This is a genomic window from Ruegeria sp. F5 (assembly GCF_056533845.1).
This window is the reverse complement of the sequence record NZ_JBQFOU010000006.1, coordinates 83,725-105,230: the sequence shown is the minus strand read 5'-3', so window position 1 is coordinate 105,230 and position 21,506 is coordinate 83,725. Positions and strand designations below refer to the sequence as shown.

The 21,506-nt window shown below is 63.8% G+C and carries 23 protein-coding genes; 6 read left to right on the top strand and 17 right to left on the bottom strand.

The genetic code is table 11. From position 1 onward, the window contains the following. Positions 1 to 11 precede the first annotated feature (11 nt). The gene (locus tag ACR0K1_RS11165) at positions 12 to 1,004 is read left to right on the top strand and encodes a hypothetical protein (RefSeq protein WP_480614131.1); all 993 of its coding nucleotides are present in this window, start codon (positions 12 to 14) and stop codon (positions 1,002 to 1,004) included. Here the strand turns inward: ACR0K1_RS11165 and ACR0K1_RS11160 are convergent. From ACR0K1_RS11160 to ACR0K1_RS11135, 6 genes are read right to left on the bottom strand one after another with little or no spacing between them, the layout of a single operon-like run. Next, entirely contained in the window at positions 1,001 to 1,594 is a 594-nt protein-coding gene (locus ACR0K1_RS11160; RefSeq protein WP_480614129.1) for a GNAT family N-acetyltransferase, read from the bottom strand. The genes ACR0K1_RS11165 and ACR0K1_RS11160 overlap by 4 nt on opposite strands. Continuing rightward, positions 1,591 to 2,856, bottom strand: a complete 1,266-nt coding sequence (locus tag ACR0K1_RS11155; RefSeq protein ID WP_480850626.1) for a molybdopterin-binding protein — start codon at positions 2,854 to 2,856, stop codon at positions 1,591 to 1,593. Before ACR0K1_RS11155 ends, ACR0K1_RS11160 begins: the two co-directional genes overlap by 4 nt. Then, complete coding sequence (mobB, locus tag ACR0K1_RS11150; RefSeq protein WP_480614125.1) at positions 2,853 to 3,344, bottom strand: molybdopterin-guanine dinucleotide biosynthesis protein B; 492 nt, start codon at positions 3,342 to 3,344, stop codon at positions 2,853 to 2,855. The genes ACR0K1_RS11155 and mobB overlap by 4 nt, the downstream gene beginning before the upstream one ends. Continuing rightward, positions 3,341 to 3,985 (bottom strand): molybdenum cofactor guanylyltransferase MobA, encoded by a 645-nt coding sequence (gene mobA, locus ACR0K1_RS11145; RefSeq protein WP_480614123.1) that lies wholly within the window; start codon positions 3,983 to 3,985, stop codon positions 3,341 to 3,343. The genes mobB and mobA overlap by 4 nt, the downstream gene beginning before the upstream one ends. Further along, positions 3,982 to 4,515: a hypothetical protein gene (locus ACR0K1_RS11140; RefSeq protein ID WP_480614121.1), complete on the bottom strand. Its 534-nt coding sequence runs from the start codon at positions 4,513 to 4,515 to the stop codon at positions 3,982 to 3,984. The genes mobA and ACR0K1_RS11140 overlap by 4 nt, the downstream gene beginning before the upstream one ends. Continuing rightward, the gene (locus ACR0K1_RS11135) at positions 4,512 to 5,450 is read right to left on the bottom strand and encodes a formate dehydrogenase accessory sulfurtransferase FdhD (RefSeq protein ID WP_480614119.1); all 939 of its coding nucleotides are present in this window, start codon (positions 5,448 to 5,450) and stop codon (positions 4,512 to 4,514) included. The genes ACR0K1_RS11140 and ACR0K1_RS11135 overlap by 4 nt, the downstream gene beginning before the upstream one ends. Between ACR0K1_RS11135 and ACR0K1_RS11130 the strand changes: the two genes are divergently transcribed. Both ACR0K1_RS11130 and ACR0K1_RS11125 read left to right on the top strand, forming a co-directional pair. After that, positions 5,449 to 6,159 (top strand): AzlC family ABC transporter permease, encoded by a 711-nt coding sequence (locus ACR0K1_RS11130; RefSeq protein WP_480614117.1) that lies wholly within the window; start codon positions 5,449 to 5,451, stop codon positions 6,157 to 6,159. The genes ACR0K1_RS11135 and ACR0K1_RS11130 overlap by 2 nt on opposite strands. Then, positions 6,156 to 6,488, top strand: a complete 333-nt coding sequence (locus ACR0K1_RS11125) for an AzlD domain-containing protein (protein ID WP_480850623.1) — start codon at positions 6,156 to 6,158, stop codon at positions 6,486 to 6,488. Before ACR0K1_RS11130 ends, ACR0K1_RS11125 begins: the two co-directional genes overlap by 4 nt. On the opposite strand, the gene ACR0K1_RS11120 is transcribed toward ACR0K1_RS11125, so the two are convergent. The 7 genes from ACR0K1_RS11120 to ACR0K1_RS11090 all read right to left on the bottom strand — a co-directional run bounded on the left by ACR0K1_RS11120 (position 6,477) and on the right by ACR0K1_RS11090 (position 12,974). After that, entirely contained in the window at positions 6,477 to 7,106 is a 630-nt protein-coding gene (locus tag ACR0K1_RS11120) for a hypothetical protein (protein ID WP_480614113.1), read from the bottom strand. The genes ACR0K1_RS11125 and ACR0K1_RS11120 overlap by 12 nt on opposite strands. An 18-nt stretch (positions 7,107 to 7,124) precedes the next feature. Continuing rightward, entirely contained in the window at positions 7,125 to 7,259 is a 135-nt protein-coding gene (locus tag ACR0K1_RS11115) for an aa3-type cytochrome c oxidase subunit IV (RefSeq protein ID WP_480614111.1), read from the bottom strand. A 68-nt stretch (positions 7,260 to 7,327) separates the two neighbouring features. Continuing rightward, positions 7,328 to 7,888, bottom strand: coding sequence for a hypothetical protein (locus ACR0K1_RS11110; RefSeq protein ID WP_480614109.1), 561 nt, complete (start codon positions 7,886 to 7,888; stop codon positions 7,328 to 7,330). Further along, positions 7,875 to 9,713 (bottom strand): glycerophosphodiester phosphodiesterase family protein, encoded by a 1,839-nt coding sequence (locus tag ACR0K1_RS11105; RefSeq protein ID WP_480850620.1) that lies wholly within the window; start codon positions 9,711 to 9,713, stop codon positions 7,875 to 7,877. The genes ACR0K1_RS11110 and ACR0K1_RS11105 overlap by 14 nt, the downstream gene beginning before the upstream one ends. 57 nt (positions 9,714 to 9,770) lie before the next feature. Further along, positions 9,771 to 10,223 (bottom strand): DUF6173 family protein, encoded by a 453-nt coding sequence (locus ACR0K1_RS11100; RefSeq protein ID WP_480614105.1) that lies wholly within the window; start codon positions 10,221 to 10,223, stop codon positions 9,771 to 9,773. A 4-nt stretch (positions 10,224 to 10,227) separates the two neighbouring features. Further along, entirely contained in the window at positions 10,228 to 11,274 is a 1,047-nt protein-coding gene (locus ACR0K1_RS11095; protein WP_480614103.1) for an MBL fold metallo-hydrolase, read from the bottom strand. Then, positions 11,271 to 12,974 carry an acyl-CoA dehydrogenase gene (locus ACR0K1_RS11090; protein WP_480614101.1) on the bottom strand — a complete coding sequence of 568 codons (1,704 nt, stop codon included), beginning with the start codon at positions 12,972 to 12,974 and terminating at the stop codon, positions 11,271 to 11,273. Before ACR0K1_RS11090 ends, ACR0K1_RS11095 begins: the two co-directional genes overlap by 4 nt. A gap of 139 nt (positions 12,975 to 13,113) precedes the next feature. Between ACR0K1_RS11090 and ACR0K1_RS11085 the strand changes: the two genes are divergently transcribed. After that, positions 13,114 to 14,064, top strand: a complete 951-nt coding sequence (locus ACR0K1_RS11085; protein WP_480850782.1) for an L-threonylcarbamoyladenylate synthase — start codon at positions 13,114 to 13,116, stop codon at positions 14,062 to 14,064. On the opposite strand, the gene ACR0K1_RS11080 is transcribed toward ACR0K1_RS11085, so the two are convergent. Beyond that, entirely contained in the window at positions 14,065 to 14,619 is a 555-nt protein-coding gene (locus ACR0K1_RS11080) for a YqgE/AlgH family protein (RefSeq protein WP_480614099.1), read from the bottom strand. It abuts the gene before it with no gap. Between the two features lie 144 nt (positions 14,620 to 14,763). On the opposite strand from ACR0K1_RS11080, the gene ACR0K1_RS11075 reads away from it, so the two are divergent. Together ACR0K1_RS11075 and ACR0K1_RS11070 are read left to right on the top strand one after the other, a co-directional pair. After that, positions 14,764 to 15,576 (top strand): protein-disulfide reductase DsbD domain-containing protein, encoded by an 813-nt coding sequence (locus tag ACR0K1_RS11075; RefSeq protein ID WP_480850617.1) that lies wholly within the window; start codon positions 14,764 to 14,766, stop codon positions 15,574 to 15,576. A 4-nt stretch (positions 15,577 to 15,580) separates the two neighbouring features. Next, positions 15,581 to 15,997 (top strand): NUDIX hydrolase, encoded by a 417-nt coding sequence (locus tag ACR0K1_RS11070; RefSeq protein ID WP_480614095.1) that lies wholly within the window; start codon positions 15,581 to 15,583, stop codon positions 15,995 to 15,997. On the opposite strand, the gene ACR0K1_RS11065 is transcribed toward ACR0K1_RS11070, so the two are convergent. The 3 genes from ACR0K1_RS11065 to moaB form a co-directional block, all read right to left on the bottom strand. Continuing rightward, complete coding sequence (locus tag ACR0K1_RS11065; RefSeq protein WP_480850614.1) at positions 15,994 to 19,395, bottom strand: efflux RND transporter permease subunit; 3,402 nt, start codon at positions 19,393 to 19,395, stop codon at positions 15,994 to 15,996. The genes ACR0K1_RS11070 and ACR0K1_RS11065 overlap by 4 nt on opposite strands. A gap of 5 nt (positions 19,396 to 19,400) precedes the next feature. Continuing rightward, the gene (locus ACR0K1_RS11060; protein WP_480850612.1) at positions 19,401 to 20,855 is read right to left on the bottom strand and encodes an efflux RND transporter periplasmic adaptor subunit; all 1,455 of its coding nucleotides are present in this window, start codon (positions 20,853 to 20,855) and stop codon (positions 19,401 to 19,403) included. A 106-nt stretch (positions 20,856 to 20,961) separates the two neighbouring features. Beyond that, positions 20,962 to 21,504 carry a molybdenum cofactor biosynthesis protein B gene (moaB, locus tag ACR0K1_RS11055; protein ID WP_480614482.1) on the bottom strand — a complete coding sequence of 181 codons (543 nt, stop codon included), beginning with the start codon at positions 21,502 to 21,504 and terminating at the stop codon, positions 20,962 to 20,964. Positions 21,505 to 21,506: the final 2 nt, after the last annotated feature.

Sequence of the window (21,506 nt, the reverse complement as noted above, 5' to 3'; positions counted from 1 at the left end):
GAGCGCGCGTCATGTCGGGGCCCAACCCAGACCCGGAAAGTGAACGGCCAACCTCATTGGGCATCTATGATCGTCCCAAGCAATCCAGCGTGACCGGGATCGAGATCGCGGCGCTGGTGCTGAGCGTGATCTGGCTGGTCGTCTCGGTCGTGTTTCTGGTCCTGCCCGGTCAGGGACAGGGCGGGTTTGTCGTGTCCTTTCTGGCCGTTTTCATGCCGGTGGCGATGATCTGGGTCGCCGCCACCGCCATGCGCGCCAGCCGTGTGATGCGCGAGGAAAGCGCGCGGCTGCAAACCGCCATCGACGCAATCCGGCAGGCCTATGTCATCCAGCAGCAGCGCGCCGCCAGCACCTCCGAGCCAGCTGTGACCAAGAAGCTGGATGAAATCGCCGCCGCTGCGAAGAAAACCGAAAGCGCGCTGGCGACGTTTTCGACCAAACGCAATGAACCGGTGGCCGCGGGTGTCCGGGCGTCTGCGACGGACGACCAGACCTCGCTGGAACTGGGCACTCCGGCCGAAGATATCGCGCCGCCGCTGACAACGGGTATCTTCATCCGGGCGATGAATTTCCCCGAGACCGAGAAGGACACCGAAGGCTTCAATGCCCTGCGAATGGCGTTGAAAGACCGGAAGGCCGCACAACTGGTGCAGGCCTCGCAGGATGTTCTGACGTTGCTCAGTCAGGAAGGCATCTATATGGATGACCTGCGCCCCGACATGGCCCGGCCCGAGATCTGGCGTCAGTTTGCCCAAGGCGCGCGGGGCCGCTCGATCGCGGCCCTTGGCGGCATTCGCGACCGGTCGTCGCTGGCTTTGACGGCAGCGCGGATGAAACAGGACCCGATCTTTCGCGACGCCGCGCATCACTTTCTGCGCCGCTTCGACAACATGATTGTCGAGTTCGAGCCGGATGCCAGCGACAGCGAACTTACGGCGCTGGGTGAGACGCGAACCGCCCGTGCCTTCATGCTGCTGGGCCGTGTGGCCGGGACCTTCGATTAGTCCCGCGTGACCGCACAACTCATCTTCGTGGCGCTGCTGAAGCCGAAAATGTACCGAAACGGGCCGGTCTGTTCCTGACCGATGGCCCGGAACCCCTCACGCTCGTACAAGGCGCGCGCACGGGGGTTGGAGTCGATCACGTCCAGATGCACCTGCGTCGCTCCGGTTCGGCGCGCCTCGGCCTTGATGGCCGTCAGCAGGGCGGTGCCCACCCCCTGCCCGCGCGCCTCTGCCGCGACGAAAATGCCGTCCATCTGGAACACACCGGGCTGCAGGTCCCGTTCAAGAACGCTCAGGACCGCCGCACGCCACAACGCGCCGAACCAGCCATAAACGGCTGCCAGATCGGACATGCTGCCCCCGGCCAACCCGCCTTTGTTGGTCTTGAACCCCGCCAGTCCCAGCATGGCGCCATCCGGGTCGCGCGCAACCAGCGCAAAGTCCGGATTCAGGGCGCGTTCAAAGAAAGCGATACCCTTTTCATCCGGCCCCATCACCCTGTTCAGCTTGGCCGAAAACGCCTGCCAGAACAGTTTGGCCGCCAGGGGCCGCTCTGCCGGGCTGAACCCGCGCGATACGGTGACGGTCACAGACCGAAACTGCCATAGGGCAGAAACCGCACCATGTCGCCGGGTTCTATATCCCGCGCGCCGTCCTCGATTTCCACCAGCCCCTCGGCCCAGCTAAGGCCGCTGATCCGGCCCGATCCTTCGGAATGGAACACCTCGGCCCGACCATCGCGGATGCGCGCCCGCAGGTATTCCCGCCGCCCCGGCTTTTTGCGCTTCTCGAACGCCGCCGGAACGTCGAACCCCTGCGGTTCCGACCAGCCTTCGCCCGACATCAGGCCCAGAGCCGGGCGGGCGAAGATCAGAGTGCACACCAGGGCCGCCACCGGATTTCCCGGCAGGCCAAATACCGGCGTGCCCGCCCACAGGCCCAACGCCAGGGGACGGCCCGGTTTCAGCGCGATGCGCCATTCCTGCATCGCCCCGGCCTGCCGCAACAGGGCCGAAACATGGTCTTCATCCCCCGCCGAGGCACCGCCGCTGGTCAGAACCACATCCGCCTGCTCAGCCGACGCGTCCAGCCGTGCCCGCAGAGTTTCACGATCATCGGCCACCCGGCCCATATCGACCGGGACAAATCCCATGCGCTTTATCAGAGACAACAGCATGGGGCGGTTGGCGTCATAAATCTGCCCCGGCCCGGCGGCCTCTCCCGGTTCGACCAATTCGTCACCGGTGGACAGAACCGCCACGCGCAACGGTTTGCGCACCGAAACCTCTGCCACGCCGATGGCCGAGAGCAAGGCCAGATCGGCGGGGGTCAACCGGCGGCCAGCGGGCAGCGCTGCGTCGCCCTCGGCCACGTCTTCCCCGGCATCACGGGCGTTTGCCCCGAGCTTCAGAGGGCCGTTGAAGGCGATATGCCCATCTTTCAGGGTCACGTCTTCCTCAAGAATGACCGTATCCACCCCGGCTGGCAGCGCCGCGCCGGTCAGCACCCGCAGCGCAAAACCTGCAGGGACCTCGCCGTCAAACGGGACACCGGCGGCGGCGCGCCCTTCGGCCAGCGGCATCACCTGCGCACCCTCGGGCGCGCGCCCGGCAAAGCCGTACCCATCCACCGCGCTGTTGGGCAGCGGCGGGTTTGACCGTTTCGCGATCACATCTTCGGCCAGAACACGGCCCATAGCTTGTGGCAGCGCAACCGTCTCAATACCTGTCACCACGCGCAACCTGTCGCGCAGCAGGGCCAGCGCGTCATCCACCGGGGTCCAGTTCACCCCCGCAGGCAGAGCGAAACAATCGTTGCGCAAGGGCGGCGGGGCGATGTCAGGTGTGCTCATAATCCGACCTCCTGAAGGATGAAATCCGCGATGGCAGCGGTGTCGTTCAGATCGAAAACCGGGACGTGCAGATCCAGCGGTGTATCACTGGCCACAGCGCGGACCGTCGCATCGCTGCCCGCGATCAGCGGGTTTCCGGCTTCGGCGCGAAACGCCTCGACCTTGGGATGGTCTTCGCGTTTGAACCCTTCGATCAGCACCAGATCGACCGGAGACAGCCGTGCCAGAAGCGCATCCAGCGTCGGTTCGGGGGCACCGCGCAGCTCCTGCATCAGCGCGACGCGCTGGCCCGAGGCCAACAGCACCTCACGCGCCCCCGCAGCCCGGTGGCGATAGCTGTCGGTGCCCGGCTGATCGACATCGACAGCGTGATGGGCATGTTTGACGGTCGAGACCGAGAATCCGCGCCCGGATATCTCGGCCACCAGACGTTCCATCAACCCGGTTTTGCCCGCGTTTTTCCAGCCGGTGACGCCGTAGACCCTCATGCCTGCTCCAGCAGTCTTTGCGCCCGTTCCAGATCGGCGGGCGTGTTGACGTTGAAGAACGGATCGAACGGGTCTGCCGCAAACAGCGCCTCGCGCCCGTCATGCCGGTCAGTCCACAGCACCACCTTGCGCAGCCCATCGTTCAGGGCGGCGCGCAAATCATCGCGCAGCGCCACGGGCCAGAGACCAAAGGTCGGATGCCGGTTGACCCGCTTGCCGCCGCCGGATTTCAGCGCCTCTTCCCCGGTGCGCGGGGTCGTCGCCAGCACCAGCGGATGGGTCTGCCCCTGGGCGGCATCCACCAGACGCGCCACCAGATCGCGCGGAAAGAACGGCGTGTCGGCGGCGGCTGTGACGATGCAATCGGCCCCTTCCTGCGCGGCCCAATCCAGCCCCGCCAGAACCCCGGCCAGAGGGCCCGCGAACCCTTCGACCGAATCCGCGATCACCGGCAGGTTCAGATCCGCAAATCGTTCTGGCTCGCCATTGGCATTCAGCGCCAGAGCGTCCACCTGCGGGGCCAGCCGGTCTATCACATGGCCCAGCAGGCTTTGCCCGCCAAGCTGCAACAGCCCCTTGTCGCCGCCACCCATCCGGGTGGCAAGACCGCCTGCGAGGATTATGCCGAGGGGGCGGGTCATGTGTGGACCTCAAATTCCGGCCATTTTCGGAATTTCTCAGTTGGCAAAAAAGCGCAGATGAGGATGCATACACAAAACAGAGCGTACCACAATCCTCTTGGTGTTCCTGTGAATTCTGCAATCGAGCGACTCAGACCGATGAAAGACGGAACAAAGAAGAGCACAACAAAAATACCAATGAACAGCATAAAGCGCCGATACCGGCGTGCTGCTTTCTGAGTATCGTCGGACAAGCCTGCAACACCGGGCAACCCGTGCAAAATGACCCGCTGAAGCGCCACGTTTTGCTGTTGCGTCATTAATCCCCATGACTGCCAGCCCAATTGAAACGGAGTACGCAAATCGAAGACCCCGATGTATTCCCTTGGCGTCCATCCCAATCGATTGAGCGTGTCGCTGTCCAATTCAGCCATGCCTTCAACAACTGCTCGCCTGCTGCGTCCAAAGCTGCGCAGAAACAAAAAATACAACGGAAGAATGCCAAGCGAAACAATAGCGAGAGCAAGGATATAGAGTGTGTCCAAAGTCATCCCGCACTCTTCCGCCTGTGTTTCTTATCCTCAACCGCCACGCTCGCCGGATCGACATCCCTCACCAGCCGGTCCTCGCCCGACAGGCACACGAACCTTTGCCCGCGCATGCGGCCGATCAGGGTCAGGCCGACCTCGCGCGCGATTTCCACGCCCCAGGCGGTGAAGCCCGAGCGGGATGCCAGAACCGGAATGCCCATCGTCGCTGTCTTGATCACCATCTCGGATGTCAGACGGCCGGTCGTGTACAAAATCTTGTCCGCCGCCGCCTCACCCTCGGACAGCATCCAGCCTGCGATCTTGTCGACGGCATTGTGGCGGCCCACATCCTCCATATAGACCAGCGGGCGGCTCTTATGGCACAGGACGGTGCCGTGGATCGCCCCGGCCTCAAGGTACAGGGACGGAGTGCGGTTGATTTTCGCCGCCAGATCATACAGCCACGAGGTGCGCACCTGCACCTGCGGCAGGCGCACATCCTCGAGCCCCTCCATCATGTCGCCGAACACCGTTCCCACCGCGCAGCCGCTGGTGCGGGTCTTTTTTTTCAGCTTGTCCTCGTACGAGGTTTCGCGCGCGGTGCGCACCACCACGGTTTCCAGATCGTCATCGTAATCGACGCGTGTGATCTTATCATCCGGCAGCAACATGCCCTGATTGCGCAGGAAGCCCAGCGCCAGATATTCGGGGTAATCGCCGATGGTCATCGCGGTCACGATTTCCTGCGCGTTCAGGAAAATCGTCAGCGGGCGCTCCTCAACCACCGAGATGTGGCTGACCTCGCCATTCTGGTCCACCCCGTCGACCGCGCGGGTCAGACGGGCCGCTCCGGGATCGGGGGCGATGATGTAATCCGAGACATCCAATTCCGTGGCCAATTGCAACCCTTTCCCAAGACCGCTACTGCTGCTGCCGTCACCATAGGATTTAGCCATGGCCTCTGCCACATCCAAGTCATACTTCTGGAAGGGTTTTCGGGACGGCACGCCGTTTATCTTCGTGGCCGCTCCCTTTGGCATGCTGTTCGGCGTGTTCGCGACCGAGGCCGGGTTGAACATCGTCCAGACCATGGCGTTTTCGGCCACCGTGTTTGCCGGGGCCGCGCAATTCACCGCCCTGCAGCTTTTGCAGGACAACACGCCCACGGTGATCGTGTTGATCTCGGCGCTTGCGGTCAATCTGCGGGTCGCGATGTATTCGGCCTCGCTGACGCCCTATCTGGGGGCGGCGCCGTTCTGGCAGCGGGCCTGCGCGGCCTATCTGATCGTGGACCAGTCTTACGCCAGTTCCATCGTGCGGTTCGAGAAAGAGCCCGAGATGACCGTGCCGCAGCGCATGGCCTATTTCGTCGGCTCGGTCACGCCGATCACGCCGCTTTGGATGCTGGCCACCTATCTGGGGGCCGTGCTGGGGACACAGATCCCGGAAAGCTGGGCGCTGGATTTTGCCCTGCCGATTACCTTTCTGTCCATGATCGGTCCGATGATGCGGAGTTTGGCCCATGTGGTGGCTGCTTTGGTCGCTATCGCTGTCGCGCTGCTGACCGTTGGCGTGCCGTTCAATCTGGGCCTGCTGATCGCAGGCGCGGCGGGCATGGTTGCAGGCGCACAGACCGAATTGATGTTGGAGCGGCAAAAGACATGACACAGATCGACCCGACCACCATGTGGATCATCATCGCCGGTCTGGCAGTTGGCAGCTACACCCTGCGGTTCACCTTCATCGGGCTGGTCGGAGACCGCCCGATGCCGCCCTGGCTGCTGCGCCATCTGCGCTATACCGCAGTTGCGATCCTGCCCGCACTGATCGCGCCGCTGGTGGTCTGGCCCTCGGCCACGGATGGCCAGCCGGATGTGCCGCGCATGGCGGCTGCGGCAGTTGCGTTGGGGGTCGGCCTGATCACAAAGAACGTTCTGGCCGCGATTTTCAGCGGCGCAGGGGCGCTTTACGGACTGTTGTATCTACTGGGCTGACGCATCCAGCTGATTGAGCCGCACGTTGTTCGCCGCCAGACCTTTTTGCAGGTCCGCATCGTCGTTCTCGCGATATTCCTCGGTCACGACACCGGGAAGCTGCCCGAATTGCTTGGACAGTTTGACCGGGTAGAAGGTCACGTCGATCTCTTCAAACCCCGGCACCTGCTGCAACAGGCGGGCGGTGGAGTTCGCGCAATAGGCCCCGGCAACCGGCCCGGACTGTTTCGCCAGTTGCAGCGCAATCTCGGCCTGTTGCGGCGAAACCTCGATGGTCTGGATGCGGGCATAATGCGTCTCGCGCGCATGGGCGCTGCGATAGGCGCGCTCGACCGCGGGGGTGATGCCGTAAAGAACATCGTCCTTCATCGGAACCACATCCGCCCGGAACGAGCCTGCGGGGTCAAAAATCACCCGCTCGCTGCCACCGATCATCAACGAGGTATGCGCGCCCGAGCCGGTGCGCGTGTTGATCATCGTATAAAGCGTCAGGGTCGAGGGGCCGGGATCGCGGTAAGACCGGGCCGTTATTTCAGACTGATCCGCCTGCGGGCGGCTCGAACCCGCGCAGCCTGCCAGTGTGGCCGCCAGAAGGCAGGCAATCAGAATACGGAACACGGCTGCCCCCGTTTTGGCTCAGGACGCGAAAACCGCCAGGAACAGGCACAGGAAGGCGATGAAAACCACGCACCAGGTTGTGGCCTTGATGAAGCCATTGAAGGTTTTGGTTTGAACCGTGATGTCCATTTCGCCGTGCTTGTGTTCAGCCATGAGTCGAAGATTCCTAATTCGCGTGTTTGATCTGTTGGATAATGGAAAATCCGGGGCCTGTCACCACGTCATTCGCGCGCAGGGCCACGTTCGCCAAAGACCGAGCATCCCGGATAGCCGAACCCCCAGCGCCACGGCAGGCCGCTGCAGGGCCCCCCGCCAAAGCGGACAGCGCCGTACAGGGCGTCGGCGGTCAGGGAATGCACGTTGCGAATCTGGTCCGGGGTCATGTCGTAGCGGGTCGCATAGTCGTCCGCATGGGTTTCGCCATGGGCTTTGACACAGGATCGCAGGGCTTCATCGGCAGTCAGGCGGGCGTCATAGCTGTCTTCCGCCCGCGATGCACCGCCTGCATTGTGATAGGCGCGGTCATGGATCACGCAGCACTCCTCCCACGGCGGATGCGCCTGATACAGTTCTCCGATCTGAGGGAAGGTGTCTGCGACCCAGCGCCAACTGGCCGACAGGCCGCCCGAGCAGCCATCGGTTTCAAACGGGATCAGCTCGGCCTCACCGCGTTGCGCGATCAGCGCCCTGTGCGCGGGCATCTCAACCCCACGCATAAAGTCCTGCGCCGATACCGGGGCAGACAGGCCGAGCAAAAGCAGCGCCAGCCTAGGGGCTTTCATCGCGCATCGCCTCGGTATCGACCTGCAGGCCAAACGTGGTGGCAAGCCACAGCAACAGCCGCTCGGCCGGGCCCATTTCGGCGCGCACGCGCAGAACCTCGTTGGCCATGGCGGGGCGGTCGGTGATCAGACCGTCCACGCCCATCGAGGCCATGGCCGACATCTGCAGCGGATCGTTCACCGTCCAGACATAGATGTCCTTGCCCGCCTCATGCACCTGCCGGATCAGCCCCGGCGACACGGTTGCCGCGTTCACCGCCACGAAATCGCCCTCAAGGCCGGACAGATCGCCGACCGCCGTGGCCGCCAGAACACCTGCGCGCCAGTCGGGGCGGATCGCCTTCATCTTTTGCACCGCAGGGTATTTCAGCGACATGGTGGCGATCTCGTCCTGCATGCCCAGGTCCTCGACCAGCGTGGCGACGCGGATTTCCAGATCGACATCATGGCCGTAATATTTCAGTTCGATGATCACCTTGGCGCGGCCCTTCGCGGCCTCGAGCACCTGACGCAATGTAGGCGTGCGTTCATCGGCATATTCGGGGCCGAACCAGCTGCCGATATCGATCTCGGCCACATCCGCCATCGTGGCGTCCCAGACCTTGAGGTTCACACCGGCCAGCTTCATGAAATCGCTGTCATGGGCGACGATAACCACATCATCCGCCGTTTCCTGCACGTCGATCTCGACCCAGTCGGCGCCGTCTTCAATGGCTTTCAGGACCGAGGCCATGGTATTTTCCGGCCGCAGCGCCGCCGCGCCGCGATGGCCGATGACCTCGGCGTGGTCGGGGGCCTGCACGCGTTCCAGCAATTGATGGCTGAACACCCCGCCGATCACCAGCGCCCCCAGCGCCAGCCCGACCGCCACAACTAGCGGAACCCCCAACTGCCCCGGTTCGGGATGCGGGGGTTCTTCTGTCCTGATCTCGAAGAACCGGTCCAGCAGCACCGCCAGCGCCCCCAGCGCCGTGGCCGCCAGAACCAACCCGGCCAAAGACCACAGGCCCGCAACCAGCAAGCTGTAGATCAGCGCCAGCCGCAGATGGCTGGCCCCCTGCAGCGGTACGAGGGCAAACAGCAGCCCGGCGATCCACGCGATACCGGCAGCAATGACAAGGCGCAGGACCAGCCACAGAACCAGCTGAACCTTGAGACGCCCGCGCCTACCCTCCATCCGTTGGGCACTGATGTTGAAAGCATGGGCCGGGTGGATGGTTTCGAACAGCACCAGATGCAGGCCCAGCGCCCAGGCCGACAGCCTGCGGATCAGCACCCAGGCCATCACCAGCGCCACCGCGCCGATCAGACCGACGGCCACCCAGAAAGCGGGCGGATGGAAGGTCAGGTAGTAGTTGATATCATATTCGGTCAGTGTCCACCACGCGATCAGCCCCGCCACCGCCAGAAAAGGTAGCGCCAGCAGCAGCACCCGCAGGATGAACCGCGCCGCAAAACCAAACAGCGCAGGCAGGCGCGACAGGATCAGACCGATGGCGGAACTGCCCGCGCGCCACGGATCGGATTCGCCCATCCGCAGCGACCCGGCCATGACCGAGAAGACAAAGACCTCGGCCAGCAGAAACAGGCTGAGCACGACGATGGCCGCAACAAAGCCCACCGGCGACAGGATGAACATCGCGATGTCCTGATCCGTCAGGGCCGTCTGGTCCGAAAGCGACACCGCCAGATTGACAGCCACCGCCACACCCGGCGCGATCAGCGCGATCAGCAGCAGGCGCACGGCGAGATAAATCGGAACAAACACCCACCGCCGCCGCCAGGCGCGGGCATAGGCATTTGTAACGGCTGAGAAACTGGTCACGCGCGCGGCCTCCTGAATGGTTCACTCATTCAAGGCTGCGAAAGCGTGAATTGCAAGTCAGCTTTCTTCCAGATCGGCAGCCAGACGAAAGCCGATGCGGTTGGCGGGCTTGTCCTCGACCGATTTGGGCAGGGCGCGCAGCATCACGTTCAACTGGGTGACATGCTGCACCAGTTGCGTCCGCGCGCCCGATCCGTCAGAGCCGTAAAAGGTAATCACATCGGGGTCGAAATAGCCCATCCCCTCGATCCGCATGACGCCCGCATCGCCGCCGGTGAATCCCATTGCGACCTCATGATCGCCGTCCAGCGTCTTTTCGAAATTCTGGATATAGAGGATCAGACGTTCATAGGCCCATTGGGCCGGGCTTTTGGTTTCCACCGGCTTTTGCAGTGGGCCGGGCAGGTTCTTGGCACCGGATTCGGCGTCGGGATTGGCATGAACCTCGTAACAGCGTGGCAGGGCGGCGGCTTCGGCGGCCTCGGCCGAGGTTTCGATCTGGTCCTGCATCGCTTTACCCTTTGCGCTGAAACTCCCAAGCCCCGTCCGCGCGCTGCGTCCGGGTGACAGACCCAATGTGGTAGAGATGGTTCAGGTGTGCAACCGCTTCGACCAGCGCCAGCCCATATTCGCCTTCGCTGATGGTGCGTTTGAACAGCGGCAGGAAACACTCGGACGCCGCTTTGGGCTTGTCCAGATCGTCCATCAGGCGCGCCAGAGCCCCGTGGTGATTGTCGATCAGCTGCTGCATCCGCAGGGGCAGCCCGGTGAAGGGCAGTTTGTGGCCGCCCAGAACCAGATGATCGTCGCGGGCCATCAGCTTCAGCCGTTCGCAGGCTTCCAGCCAGCCGGTCACCGGGTCGGCCATCGGCTCGGTCGCGTAAACGCCCAGATTGGGGCTGATCGAGCTGATGACCTGATCGCCGGTCAGCACCAGATTGTCGTCGCGGCTCCAGAAGGTTGCGTGTTCGGGCGCGTGGCCGTTGCCCATGTGAACGTCCCAGTCGCGCCCGCCCATGCGGATCACATCGCCCTGTTTGATCCGGGTGAAACCCAGCGGCATCGGATAGACGGTGTCGGCAAAGTTGAAAGGGCGGTCGGCCATCCGCTTGGCCAGAATGTCCGGGTCCATACCGGCACCGCGATAGAATTCCAGCGTTTCCTGCGGCCAGCTGTCCTGCACGTCCAGCGTCAGCATCCGCGCAAACAGCCAGGCGGTGCGGCTGGACACCAGTTCGGCCCCGTGTTCGGACTGAAACCAACCGGCATTGCCCACGTGATCGGGGTGGTGATGGGTGATCACAACGCGGTTCACCGGCTTGCCCGCCAGCGGGCCTGACAGCAGTTGCTCCCACAGTCCTCGGGACTTCTTGGTCGAGATACCGGTGTCGATGACCGTCCAGCCATCGCCGTCATCCAGCGCGTAGATATTCACGTGATCCAGCGCCATCGGCAGGGGCAGCCGCATCCACAGCACGCCTTCGGCAATCTCGACCGCCTCGGCACCCGAGGGGGCCTCGGGCCAAGGATACCGGATCGCTCCTTGTTGCGGGCCCGTCATGCGACCAACTCATCAGGGCTGAGCGCGAACAAGTCCCCCGCACCGGTTTGCGCCTGTGCCAGCAGACCGGAATATTCGGGCAGCAGGGCATTGATGTAGAACCGCGCCAGCTTCGCGCGCGGGCCATCCGGGTCGGCCAGCGCCGAGACCAGATGGTAATGCCCGCCCAGCACCCGCGCGAAGGCCCGCAGATAGGCCACCGCACCGGCAAAGCGGTCGTTCAGATCGTCCTGCGCGATCAGCCATTCGGTCGCTTCACGCAGGGACTCGGTCGCCTCCCAAACCGGACCGGCCAGATCGGGCATGGTGGCGCGGGCCTGTTCGGCGTGATCTTCGATCTCGTCCAACAGGCGCGAGGCCGCCTCGCCCCCGTCCATCATCTTGCGGGCGACCAGGTCCATCGCCTGAATGCCGGTGGTGCCCTCGTAAATCGCGGTTACACGAACATCGCGGCAATACTGGGCGGCGCCGGTTTCCTCGACATAACCCATGCCGCCATGCACCTGCATGCCGGTCTCGGACACGCGGATGCCGGTCTCGGCACCGAAGGTTTTGCCGATCGGCGTCAGCAGCGCCGCACGCGCCACCCAATCGGCATCGCCGGTGGCTTGCGCCATGTCGATGGCCGCCGCGTTGGCCAGCAGGATCGCGCGGGCGGCAAACGTGTCGGCGCGCATCTCAAGCAGCATCCGGCGCACATCCGCATGGTCGATGATCGTGCCAGACGCCGTCTTGCCCTGCTTGCGCTCGGTCGCGTAGGCCAGCGCGTGCTGATAGGCCCCTTCGGCCACGCCAACCCCCTGACCGCCGACACCCAGACGCGCGTTGTTCATCATCGTGAACATCGCCGCCATACCGCCATGTTCCTTGCCCACAAGCCAGCCCTTCGCCCCGTCATACTGCATCACGCAAGTCGGCGAGCCGTGCAGGCCCATCTTATGTTCCAGCGACACGACCTTCAGATCATTCGCCACACCGGGATTGCCGTTTTCTTCCGGGATGAACTTGGGCACCAGAAACAGCGAAATCCCCTTGGTTCCCGGCACGCCATCGGGCAGGCGCGCCAGCACCAGATGGCAAACATTTTCGGCGAAATCATTGTCGCCCCACGAGATGAATATCTTCTGACCCGTCACCGCATAAGTTCCATCTCCGTTCGGCTCGGCCCGCGACGCCAGCGCGCCAACATCGGACCCCGCCTGCGCTTCGGTCAGGTTCATGGTGCCGGTCCATTCGCCTGCTATCATCTTGGGAATATACAGCTCTTTCAACGCGTCGCTGGCGTGGTGTTCCAGCGCCTCAATCTGTCCCTGGGTCATCAGCGGGGCCAGTTGCAGCGACAGGCAGGCGCCCGCGAACATCTCATTCACCGCCGTTGTCACCGAGACCGGCAGCCCCATGCCGCCATATTGCGGATCGCCATTGATCCCGATCCAGCCGCCGTCGGCGATGGCCTTCCAGCCCTCGGCAAAACCCGGCGACGAGCGCAGGATGCCGTTTTCCAGCCGCGCCGGTTCCAGATCGCCGGGGCGCTGCAGGGGGGCCAGAACCTCTTCCGACAGTTTCCCAGCCTCGCTCAGGATCGCGCTGACCACATCCGGGCTGGCATCGGCGAATTTTTCGGTGGCGGCGACCTGATCGAATCCCACCACGTTGCGGAACAGAAACTCGTAGTCAGGGATTGGGGCGCGGTATGGCATGACTTCCCTCAAAAGGCGGTCTGATTGGGTCGCGCAGACGGGCTTGGAATCGTCGGCCAGCACCGGTATGCACTTAGGCTTGGAACCATTACCTACCCTTCCCAAAGGTGCAGGCAACCGAAACGCGGCGTCACGATCCATGAACCTGACCGGTACTCTCGACCTCACTGCCGATCCGGGCGGCATTGCGCGCGCGGCAGACCTGCTGCGGCAGGGCCTGCTGGTCGCCTTCCCGACCGAGACGGTCTATGGGCTGGGCGGCGATGCCCGCAACGGTCAGGCGGTGGCCGGGATTTACGCGGCCAAGGGGCGGCCCAGTTTCAACCCGCTGATCGCCCATGTCGCCTCGGTTCAGGCGGCACAACGTTTCGTGCAATGGTCGGATCAGGCCGAGGCATTGGCTCGGGCCTTCTGGCCCGGCCCCCTGACGCTGGTTCTGCCTTTGCGGGAAGGGCATGGCGTGTCCTCGCTGGTGACAGCGGGGCTCGGGACGCTGGCGGTCCGGGTGCCGGCCCATCCCACGGCGCGGGCGTTGCTGGCCGAGTTTGATGGCCCTGTGGCCGCGCCATCCGCCAACCCTTCGGGCCAGATCAGCCCAACCACCGCCGACCATGTCCGCGCCGGGCTTGGCGGGCGGATCGCCGCCATTCTTGATGACGGACCCTGCGGCGTCGGGCTGGAATCCACCATCGTCGACCTGGCCGGAGAACCCGCCCTGCTGCGCCCCGGCGGCGTGGCGCTGGAACAGATCGAAGAGGTGCTGGGAACACCCCTGCACGCGCATCAGCCGGGGGACCTGCTGACGGCACCGGGGCAGTTGCAATCGCATTACGCGCCCGACGCGCCGGTCCGGCTGAACGCAGAAACCCGGCAGGGGGATGAGGTTCTGCTGGGCTTCGGCCCGGTCGATTGCGACCTCAACCTGTCAGCGGATAGCGATCTGCCCGAGGCCGCGGCGAACCTGTTCTCGGCGCTGCACAGCCTGAATGCCACGGGCCGCCCGATTGCGGTGACACCTATCCCGGATCATGGATTGGGCGCTGCGATCAATGACCGGCTGCGCCGCGCCGCAGCGCCGCGCGACGGGTAGTCAGGCGCGCCCGGCGCTGGCGGAAAGCGTCAGGGGATCGACCCCCAGCGTGGCCAAAGCGGCCTCCCACTTGTCATCGTCGGGTTCGTCGAACACCAGCTTCGAGCTTGCCTCGGCGGTCAGCCAGCCATTCATGGCGATCTCATCCTCCAACTGGCTGGGTCCCCAGCCGGAATAGCCCAGCGTCAGCATCGAGTTCAGCGGCCCGCGCCCTGCGGCCAGGTCCTCCAAAACATCCAGCGTCGCGGTCATGCTGAAATCGTCGGAAATCTGCATCGAATGCAGGTTCGCCTCGTAATCCGCGCTGTGCAGGACAAAGCCGCGCGACATCTCGACCGGGCCGCCGAAATGTACCAGACGTTCGCCCACCACCGGGATCCGGCAGGCGATGTTCAACTGCCCCAGCAGGGTTTTGATCCGCAGATCCGAGGGTTTGTTGATGATCAGCCCCATCGCCCCGTCATCGCCGTGACTGCAAATGTAGACGACCGAGTGATCGAATCGCGGATCGCCCATTCCGGGCATCGCAATCAACAGTTTTCCGGTCAGGTCCATGGGGGCATCTCATTCTTAGACTCCCCTCAACAATGACCCTGCGGCAAGGGAATTGGCAAGGGAGCAGGGGATATTTCGGCAGATTTCATTCAAGTGACCGGAACGTGACTTGGAATCCGGGGCGGGACCGCGCATTTATGGGGTATGAAAACACTGCTGCACAGCACCGCCGCCGCGCTGACGGCCTGTTTCGCTTTTGCTGCACCGGCGTCGGCGCAGGCTTTGGATGGTGTTGTGCAACTGGACATTCTGGATGGCGGCCGCACCGCAAACGGCACCTATCTGGGTGCGCTACGGCTGACCCTGAAAGACGGGTGGAAGACCTATTGGCGCGCGCCCGGCGATGCCGGTATCCCGCCCGAGTTCGACTGGAGCGGATCGGGAAATGTCGGTGACGTGTCGATCACCTGGCCAGCACCGGACATCTTCAACCAGAACGGCCTGCAATCGATCGGATACGAAGACCAACTGGTGCTGCCGGTCGAGATCACGCCCAGGAACCCGGCCAAACCCGTGCGCCTGCGCGGCGAAATGGATTTGGGTGTCTGCAAGGATGTGTGCATTCCCGAACGTCTGGGCTTCGATCACACGCTGGATGCCGATGCCGGACGCAACCCGGCCATTGCCGCAGCACTTGCGCAACGGCCCTTTTCGGCGCGCGAGGCGCGGGTGAAACAGGCCAGTTGCCATCTGAGCGCGACTCAGGACGGCATGCAGATCGAGGCCCGCGTGACCATGCCCTCTGCTGGCGGGCGCGAGGTTGCGGTGATCGAACCGGGCAATCCGGTGCTCTGGGCCTCGCAACCCGAAACCGAACGGCGCGGCGACACGCTGATCGCGCGGTCCGAGATCATCAGCGCCTCGGGCGGACCATTCGCTTTGGACCGGTCCGAGATTCGCATCACCGTGCTGGGCTCGGACCACGCGGTGGATATTCAGGGCTGCACAGCAGGCTGAGCGTATGAGCCAGACCCCCAAGATCGGCGCATTGGCCGTTGTTCTGCATCGGGGTCAGGTATTGCTGGTCCAACGCAGCAAACAGCCCGATGCCGGGCTTTGGGGCTTTCCCGGCGGCCATGTAGAATGGGGCGAAACCGTCCTGCAGGCCGCGCAGCGGGAATTGCTCGAGGAAACCTCGGTCACGGCAACCGCCACGCATTACCTCGACAATCTCGATTTGCTGCGATCTGACGAAACGGGCCAGGTCGTTTCTCATTACCTGCTGGTAGGGGTTGCCTGCCGGTACGAAAGCGGAGCGCCTGTCGCAGGTGACGATGCGCTGGACGCCCGCTGGTTTCCCATCGACCAGATCCGGCAGGGGGACCTGCCGATGAGCGCGCGGGTGATCGACCTGCTGCAACGGGCCCTGGCGGATTAAGCCCCGGCGCGACCCCGCAGGCGGGTATAGAGCAGCCCCGACGCCAACACACTGACAATCACAATCGGAATCGCGCCCGCAAGAAATGCGCCCAGCCCCATTTGCAGAATCGCGATACCGTCTTCCCCGGCATAAAGCCCCGACAGAACACCAACCGGCGCGCCGGTGAGCAACGGCCAAAGCATCGTCACGCCGAACCACAGCATCAGCGCCAGCGCCGTTGCGGCCAGCGATCCCTGCACCACCCGGTCCGGCGCCCGCATCGCGCGGCGCATGGCGGTCATCGGGCGCGAGACATCGTTGAGAATGGCCAGAAGCGCGGGCACAAGGATCAGAACCAGCAACATTCCGAAGCCCAGGCCGTAGACCAGAGTGATCACCGTCGGTTTCAGGAACTGTGCCTGCTGCGAACCCTCATACAGAAGCGGCGTCAGGCCCAGCACCGTGGTCAGCGTGGTCAGTATCACGGGCCGCAACCTGTCAGCCGTGCCTTCGACAATCGAGGGCACCAGTCCACGCTCTTTCTGATAGGCGTCGATCGTTGTGACCAGAACGATGGAATCGTTGATGATGATCCCGCTCATCCCCAGCAGGCCGACGACCGTGAACATGCTCAGCGGCACATCCCAGATGTAATGGCCCCAGATGGCCCCGACCAGCCCGAACGGGATGATCGCCATAACGACCAGCGGCCGGCTCCAGCTGGCAAAGACCCAGGCCAGCACCAGATAGATGCCGGTCAGGCACAGGATCAGGCCGGTGCGGGCCTCGGACAGGAACTCATCCTCCTGCTCGCTCAGGCCGGACATGCGCCATTCGACCTGACGTTCAGCGGCGATGTTGGGCAGGATCACCTCGTTCAGGGAACGTTCGATTTCCGCGGCGCGGGCGGGGTTGTCCTCGGAGATATCGCCATTCACCGAAATCACCCGCAGACCGTTTTCGCGGCGGACGGTGGAAAATCCCGCCTCGCGCTCGACCGAGACCAGATCGGCCAGCGGCACATAGACCCCGTCGGGCGAACGCATCAGGGTCCGCTCAAGGAAATCGGCGGTCAGTTCCCCCCCGGGCAGTTCCACTCGAATCTCGGCGCTGCGCGGGCCGTCTGGGAAGGTTGCGGCCTCGATCCCGTTCAGACGGTCCCGCAACACCCGGCCCAGCGTTTCGATCCGGAACCCCAGCGCTTCGCCCTGCGCGGTCAGGTCCAAGGTAAACTCTTCCTTGTCATAGGCCAGATTGTCTTCCAGCGCCGACACTTCGGGGTATTTCAGCAACTCGGCCTGCAGGTCTTCGGACGCGGCCTTGAGCGTGTTCACATCCGCGCCGGAAAACTCCACATCGATGGCATCCCCCCCCGGACCGGATCGCCAGCCCCGGAAGCTGAGCAGTTCGACCTTGGGATGGCGCGGCACGAATTCCTGCAGTTCGGCCACAAATTCGAAACTGGAATAGGGGCGCAGATCGGCGTCGATCAGTTCGATGGAAATGCCGCCCAGAAGATCGGAATCCTTGCCATCCGCCGCAGACAGGCCAAATCCGGCGCTGCCGCCAACCTCGGCCAGCACATAGTCGATGGGGTTGCGGCCATGGCGGTCTTCGTAAATCTGCCCCAGTTCGTCGGTCGCGCGCTGCAATTGCCGCATCATGTCCAGCGTATCGGCGCGGGTCGAGCCCTCGGCCATGATGAAATTGCCGGTGACCGAGCCGCGTTCCGGCGCGTTGAAGAACCGCCAGTTCACATCGCCCCGGATGAACAGCGCGACCTGGCTGGCCAATATGACCACCATCATCGCCACCACGACATACCGCGCCCAGACGACCCAGGCGATAAGGGGGCGGAACAGGTGGTCGCGCACCCAGCGGAACCCCCGGTTCACCACCCGGTTGGGCCAGTCATACCAGTGTTCTTTCGCGGAATGCGCGATGGCGTGGGCCATGTGATTGGGCAGGATCAGGAAACATTCGATCAGCGAGGCGATCAGCACCGCGATCACGGTATAGGGAATGTCACGGATCAGCTCACCGAACCGGCCGCCGACCAGCGTCAGGCCAAAAAAGGCGATCACCGTGGTTATCGTGGCGGCAAAGACCGGCATCGCCATGCGGCGGGCGGCGCGCTCAGCCGCGACCACCGGTGGTTCGCCCAACCGGCGCGCCCGAAAATCCGCGTGCTCGCCCACCACAATCGCATCGTCGACAACGATGCCGAGGGTGATGATCAACCCGAACAGCGAGACCATGTTGATCGACAAACCGCCGATATACATGAAGGCAATCGCCGCCGACATGGCCACGGGAATCCCGGCGGCCACCCAGAACGCGATGCGCGCGTTCAGGAACAGAAACAGCAGGCAAACAACCAGACCAAGCCCCATCAGCCCGTTGTCGATCAGGATGTTCAGACGGTCGGTGATCGCCTGCGCGCGGGTGCGGATCAGTTCAAGCGTGACCCCTTCGGGCAGGCTGGCCTGCATGTCGACCACCACATCTTCGACCGCGCGCTGGATCGCGATGGCATCGCCCCTGTTCGAGCGGTCAACCCGGATCGACATGGCCGGATTGTCGCCGACAAAATAGCTGCGGTTGCGGTTCACACCTTCGACACGAATTTGCGCCACATCCCGGACAAACAGCTTGGAGCCATCCGCAAAGTTGCGCAGGGCGATGCCTTCGATCTCTTCCGGGGTGCGTTTTTCCGCGCCGGTGCGGATACGGGCATTGGCCCCTGAGACATCCCCTGCCGGGCTGGCATTGACTTCGGCGGCGATGGCCGAAGCAATCTCGGACAGCGCGATATCATTGGCGATCAGTTGTGCGGTCGGCACCTCGACCACGACGCGCGGCGCGGCGACGCCGCGGATCGTGGTGCGGGTGACGCCTGCATCAAACAGGCGGTTTATCAGCTCGTCTGTGTACTTGGCCAACTGGTCCGGCGCGACCGGCCCTGCGATCACCACATCCGTCACGCGATCGCGCCATGCGCGGCGGCGAATGGTCGGTTCTTCGACGTCATCGGGAAGGTCGGTAACGCCATCAACAGCTGTCCGGATATCTTCGACCGCGCGTGACATATCCCAGTTGGGTTCAAATTCCAGGCTTATCTCGGCAGACCCCTCGCGCGATGTGGCGTAGGAATAGTTCACGCCCTCGACCGCAAGCAGGGCGGGTTCCAGCAACTGGACGACGCCATTGTCCACATCCTCGGGACCGGCACCGTCCCATTTTATGTTGATGTTGACCTCTTCCAGAATGACATCGGGAAAGAACTGCGCCCGCATGTTGGGGATGGCCGCGGCCCCCAGAACCAGCATGACCAGCAAAAGCAGATTGGCGACGGTGCGGTGCCGGGTGAAATAGCTGAGGATGCCGCCCGCCGCGCCGGGGATCTCGCGCATCATGGCGGCTAGCCCCCGGCCCGGTTTTCAATGGTGCGGACCAGCGACGCGGGCACCTTGGCCTCTTCCAGCTGCCCGAGCATCCGCGCCTTGACATCCTGCGGCATACGCTCGCTGGCTTCGACCTGCGCCACCAGCGCGGCGCGGCGTTCGTCGGACAGTTCGACCATGTCCGGGTCCGCGCCGGCATTGGCCTCGGTCCGCAGCGGGCGGACACGGATGCCCGTTCCCAGCAGGGGCGTGCGGCCGATCACGACCTCGCGCCCTTCCAGCCCTTCGCCGCGCAGCAGAACCTCGTCCCCCTGCCTGCGGATCAGGGTCACGGGCAGAACCTCAAGCCGGTCATCCGCGCCCAGCACCAGAACCGTCCCCGAGGCATCAAGCACCGACGACGGCAGGCGCACCACCGCGTCCAGAGGTTGCTCTTCCACGGTAACCGTCACGAAATCCCCCGGCTTGAACCCCGGCGCGCTGTCCAGACGGGCATAGACCAACCGGCCCGTCTGCCCCTCTCCCGCCGAGCCGCTGTCGCGGCTGATACTGCCGGTGGCGGTCAGATCGGTGCCGGTGACCTCCAGCGAGATGGTGACGGGCGCATTGATCAGTGCGCCGTCAGGGTCCAGCAGCCGCACAAACTGCGCGGTGGACACCCGAAAGGCGACCTCCAGCGCGTTCGGGTCCACAAGTTCCGCCAGTTTTTCGTTCGCCGATACAAGCCGCCCTTCGACCAGCGTGACATCGGTCAGCGTTCCGCCAAAACCTGCGCGGACGGTCATGTCATCCAGATCCCGTTCGGCGGCCTCGAGCGCGATCACCGCGCGCGCCTGCAAGGTGGTTGCCTGATCGACACGGGATTCCGCCTGCGCCAGGGCGATCCTGCGGGCCAATACCGATTGCTCGGCAACCGCAGCCGCCAGTTCCGCCTCTTCCACGCTGGCCGTCGCACCGACGCCGCGCGATTCAAGATCGCGCTGCCGCTGCAGGGCGCGCTGGCGCAGTTCGGCCTGCGCCTCGGCGGATTTCAACTCGTCCTGCGCCAGCAGCAGCGACCGTTCGGCATCGCGTTCTTCAAACTGCGCATCCAGCAGGTCGGATTTGGCACGATCCAGCGCCGATTGCGCATCCGCCGGATCAAGTTCGACCAGAACCTCGCCCGCCGTGACCGTGCCGCCATCCTCAAAATCATCCGCCAGCGCGACCACGCGGCCCCCCAGCGCCGCGCGCAGTTCCAGACGGCGGCGGCTTTGCACCTCGCCAAAGGCTTCAAGTTGGGGCGTGACCGTTTCCAGCTCGGCTGACTTGACGGTTACGGCGAAAATCCGTTCCCGCGCCGCAGGCGCTTTGTCTTCACGGGTCAGCACATCCTGTACCGCCCCCATGATCATCTGCGCCGCAACAAACAGCAGCGCCAGCGTCAGAGACGCCAGAAACACACCGACAAGACTTTGCCGCAAGAATCGCATTAACCACTAACCCCGGTTGCAATATGCTGCCTTCCGCAAAATGTAGCCGGACGGTGAAATATGCCAAGCCACAAAGCGGTTATAAGATGTTGAACGTACGACCAGTCTACTTCCGTCGCAGGTGTTCGTCCAATCTGGGCATTATTTCCACAAAATTGCAGGGACGGTGGCGGTAATCGAACTGTTTCTGCAAAATCCCGTCCCAGGCGTCCTTGCAGGCACCGGGGCTGCCGGGCAGCGCGAACAGATAGGTGCCGCCCGCAACACCGCCGGTGGCACGGGACTGCACGGCGGAGGTGCCGATTTTCTCCATCGACAGGATGGTGAACACGGTTCCGAACGCCTCGATCTCTTTTTCATAGACGTCGCGATGGGCTTCGACCGTCACGTCGCGCCCGGTCAATCCGGTGCCGCCGGTCGAGATCACAACGTCAATCTCAGGGTCCGCGATCCAGACCCTTAGCTGGTCGGCGATCTGCGCTCGTTCATCGGGGATGATCTTGCGATCGGCCACGGCATGCCCCGCGCGTTCGATCCGGTCCACCAGCGTCTGCCCCGAGCGGTCTTCGGCCAGCGAGCGGGTGTCGGACACGGTCAGAACGGCGATCCGGACCGGTATGAACTCCATGCTTTCGTCGATGCGCGACATCT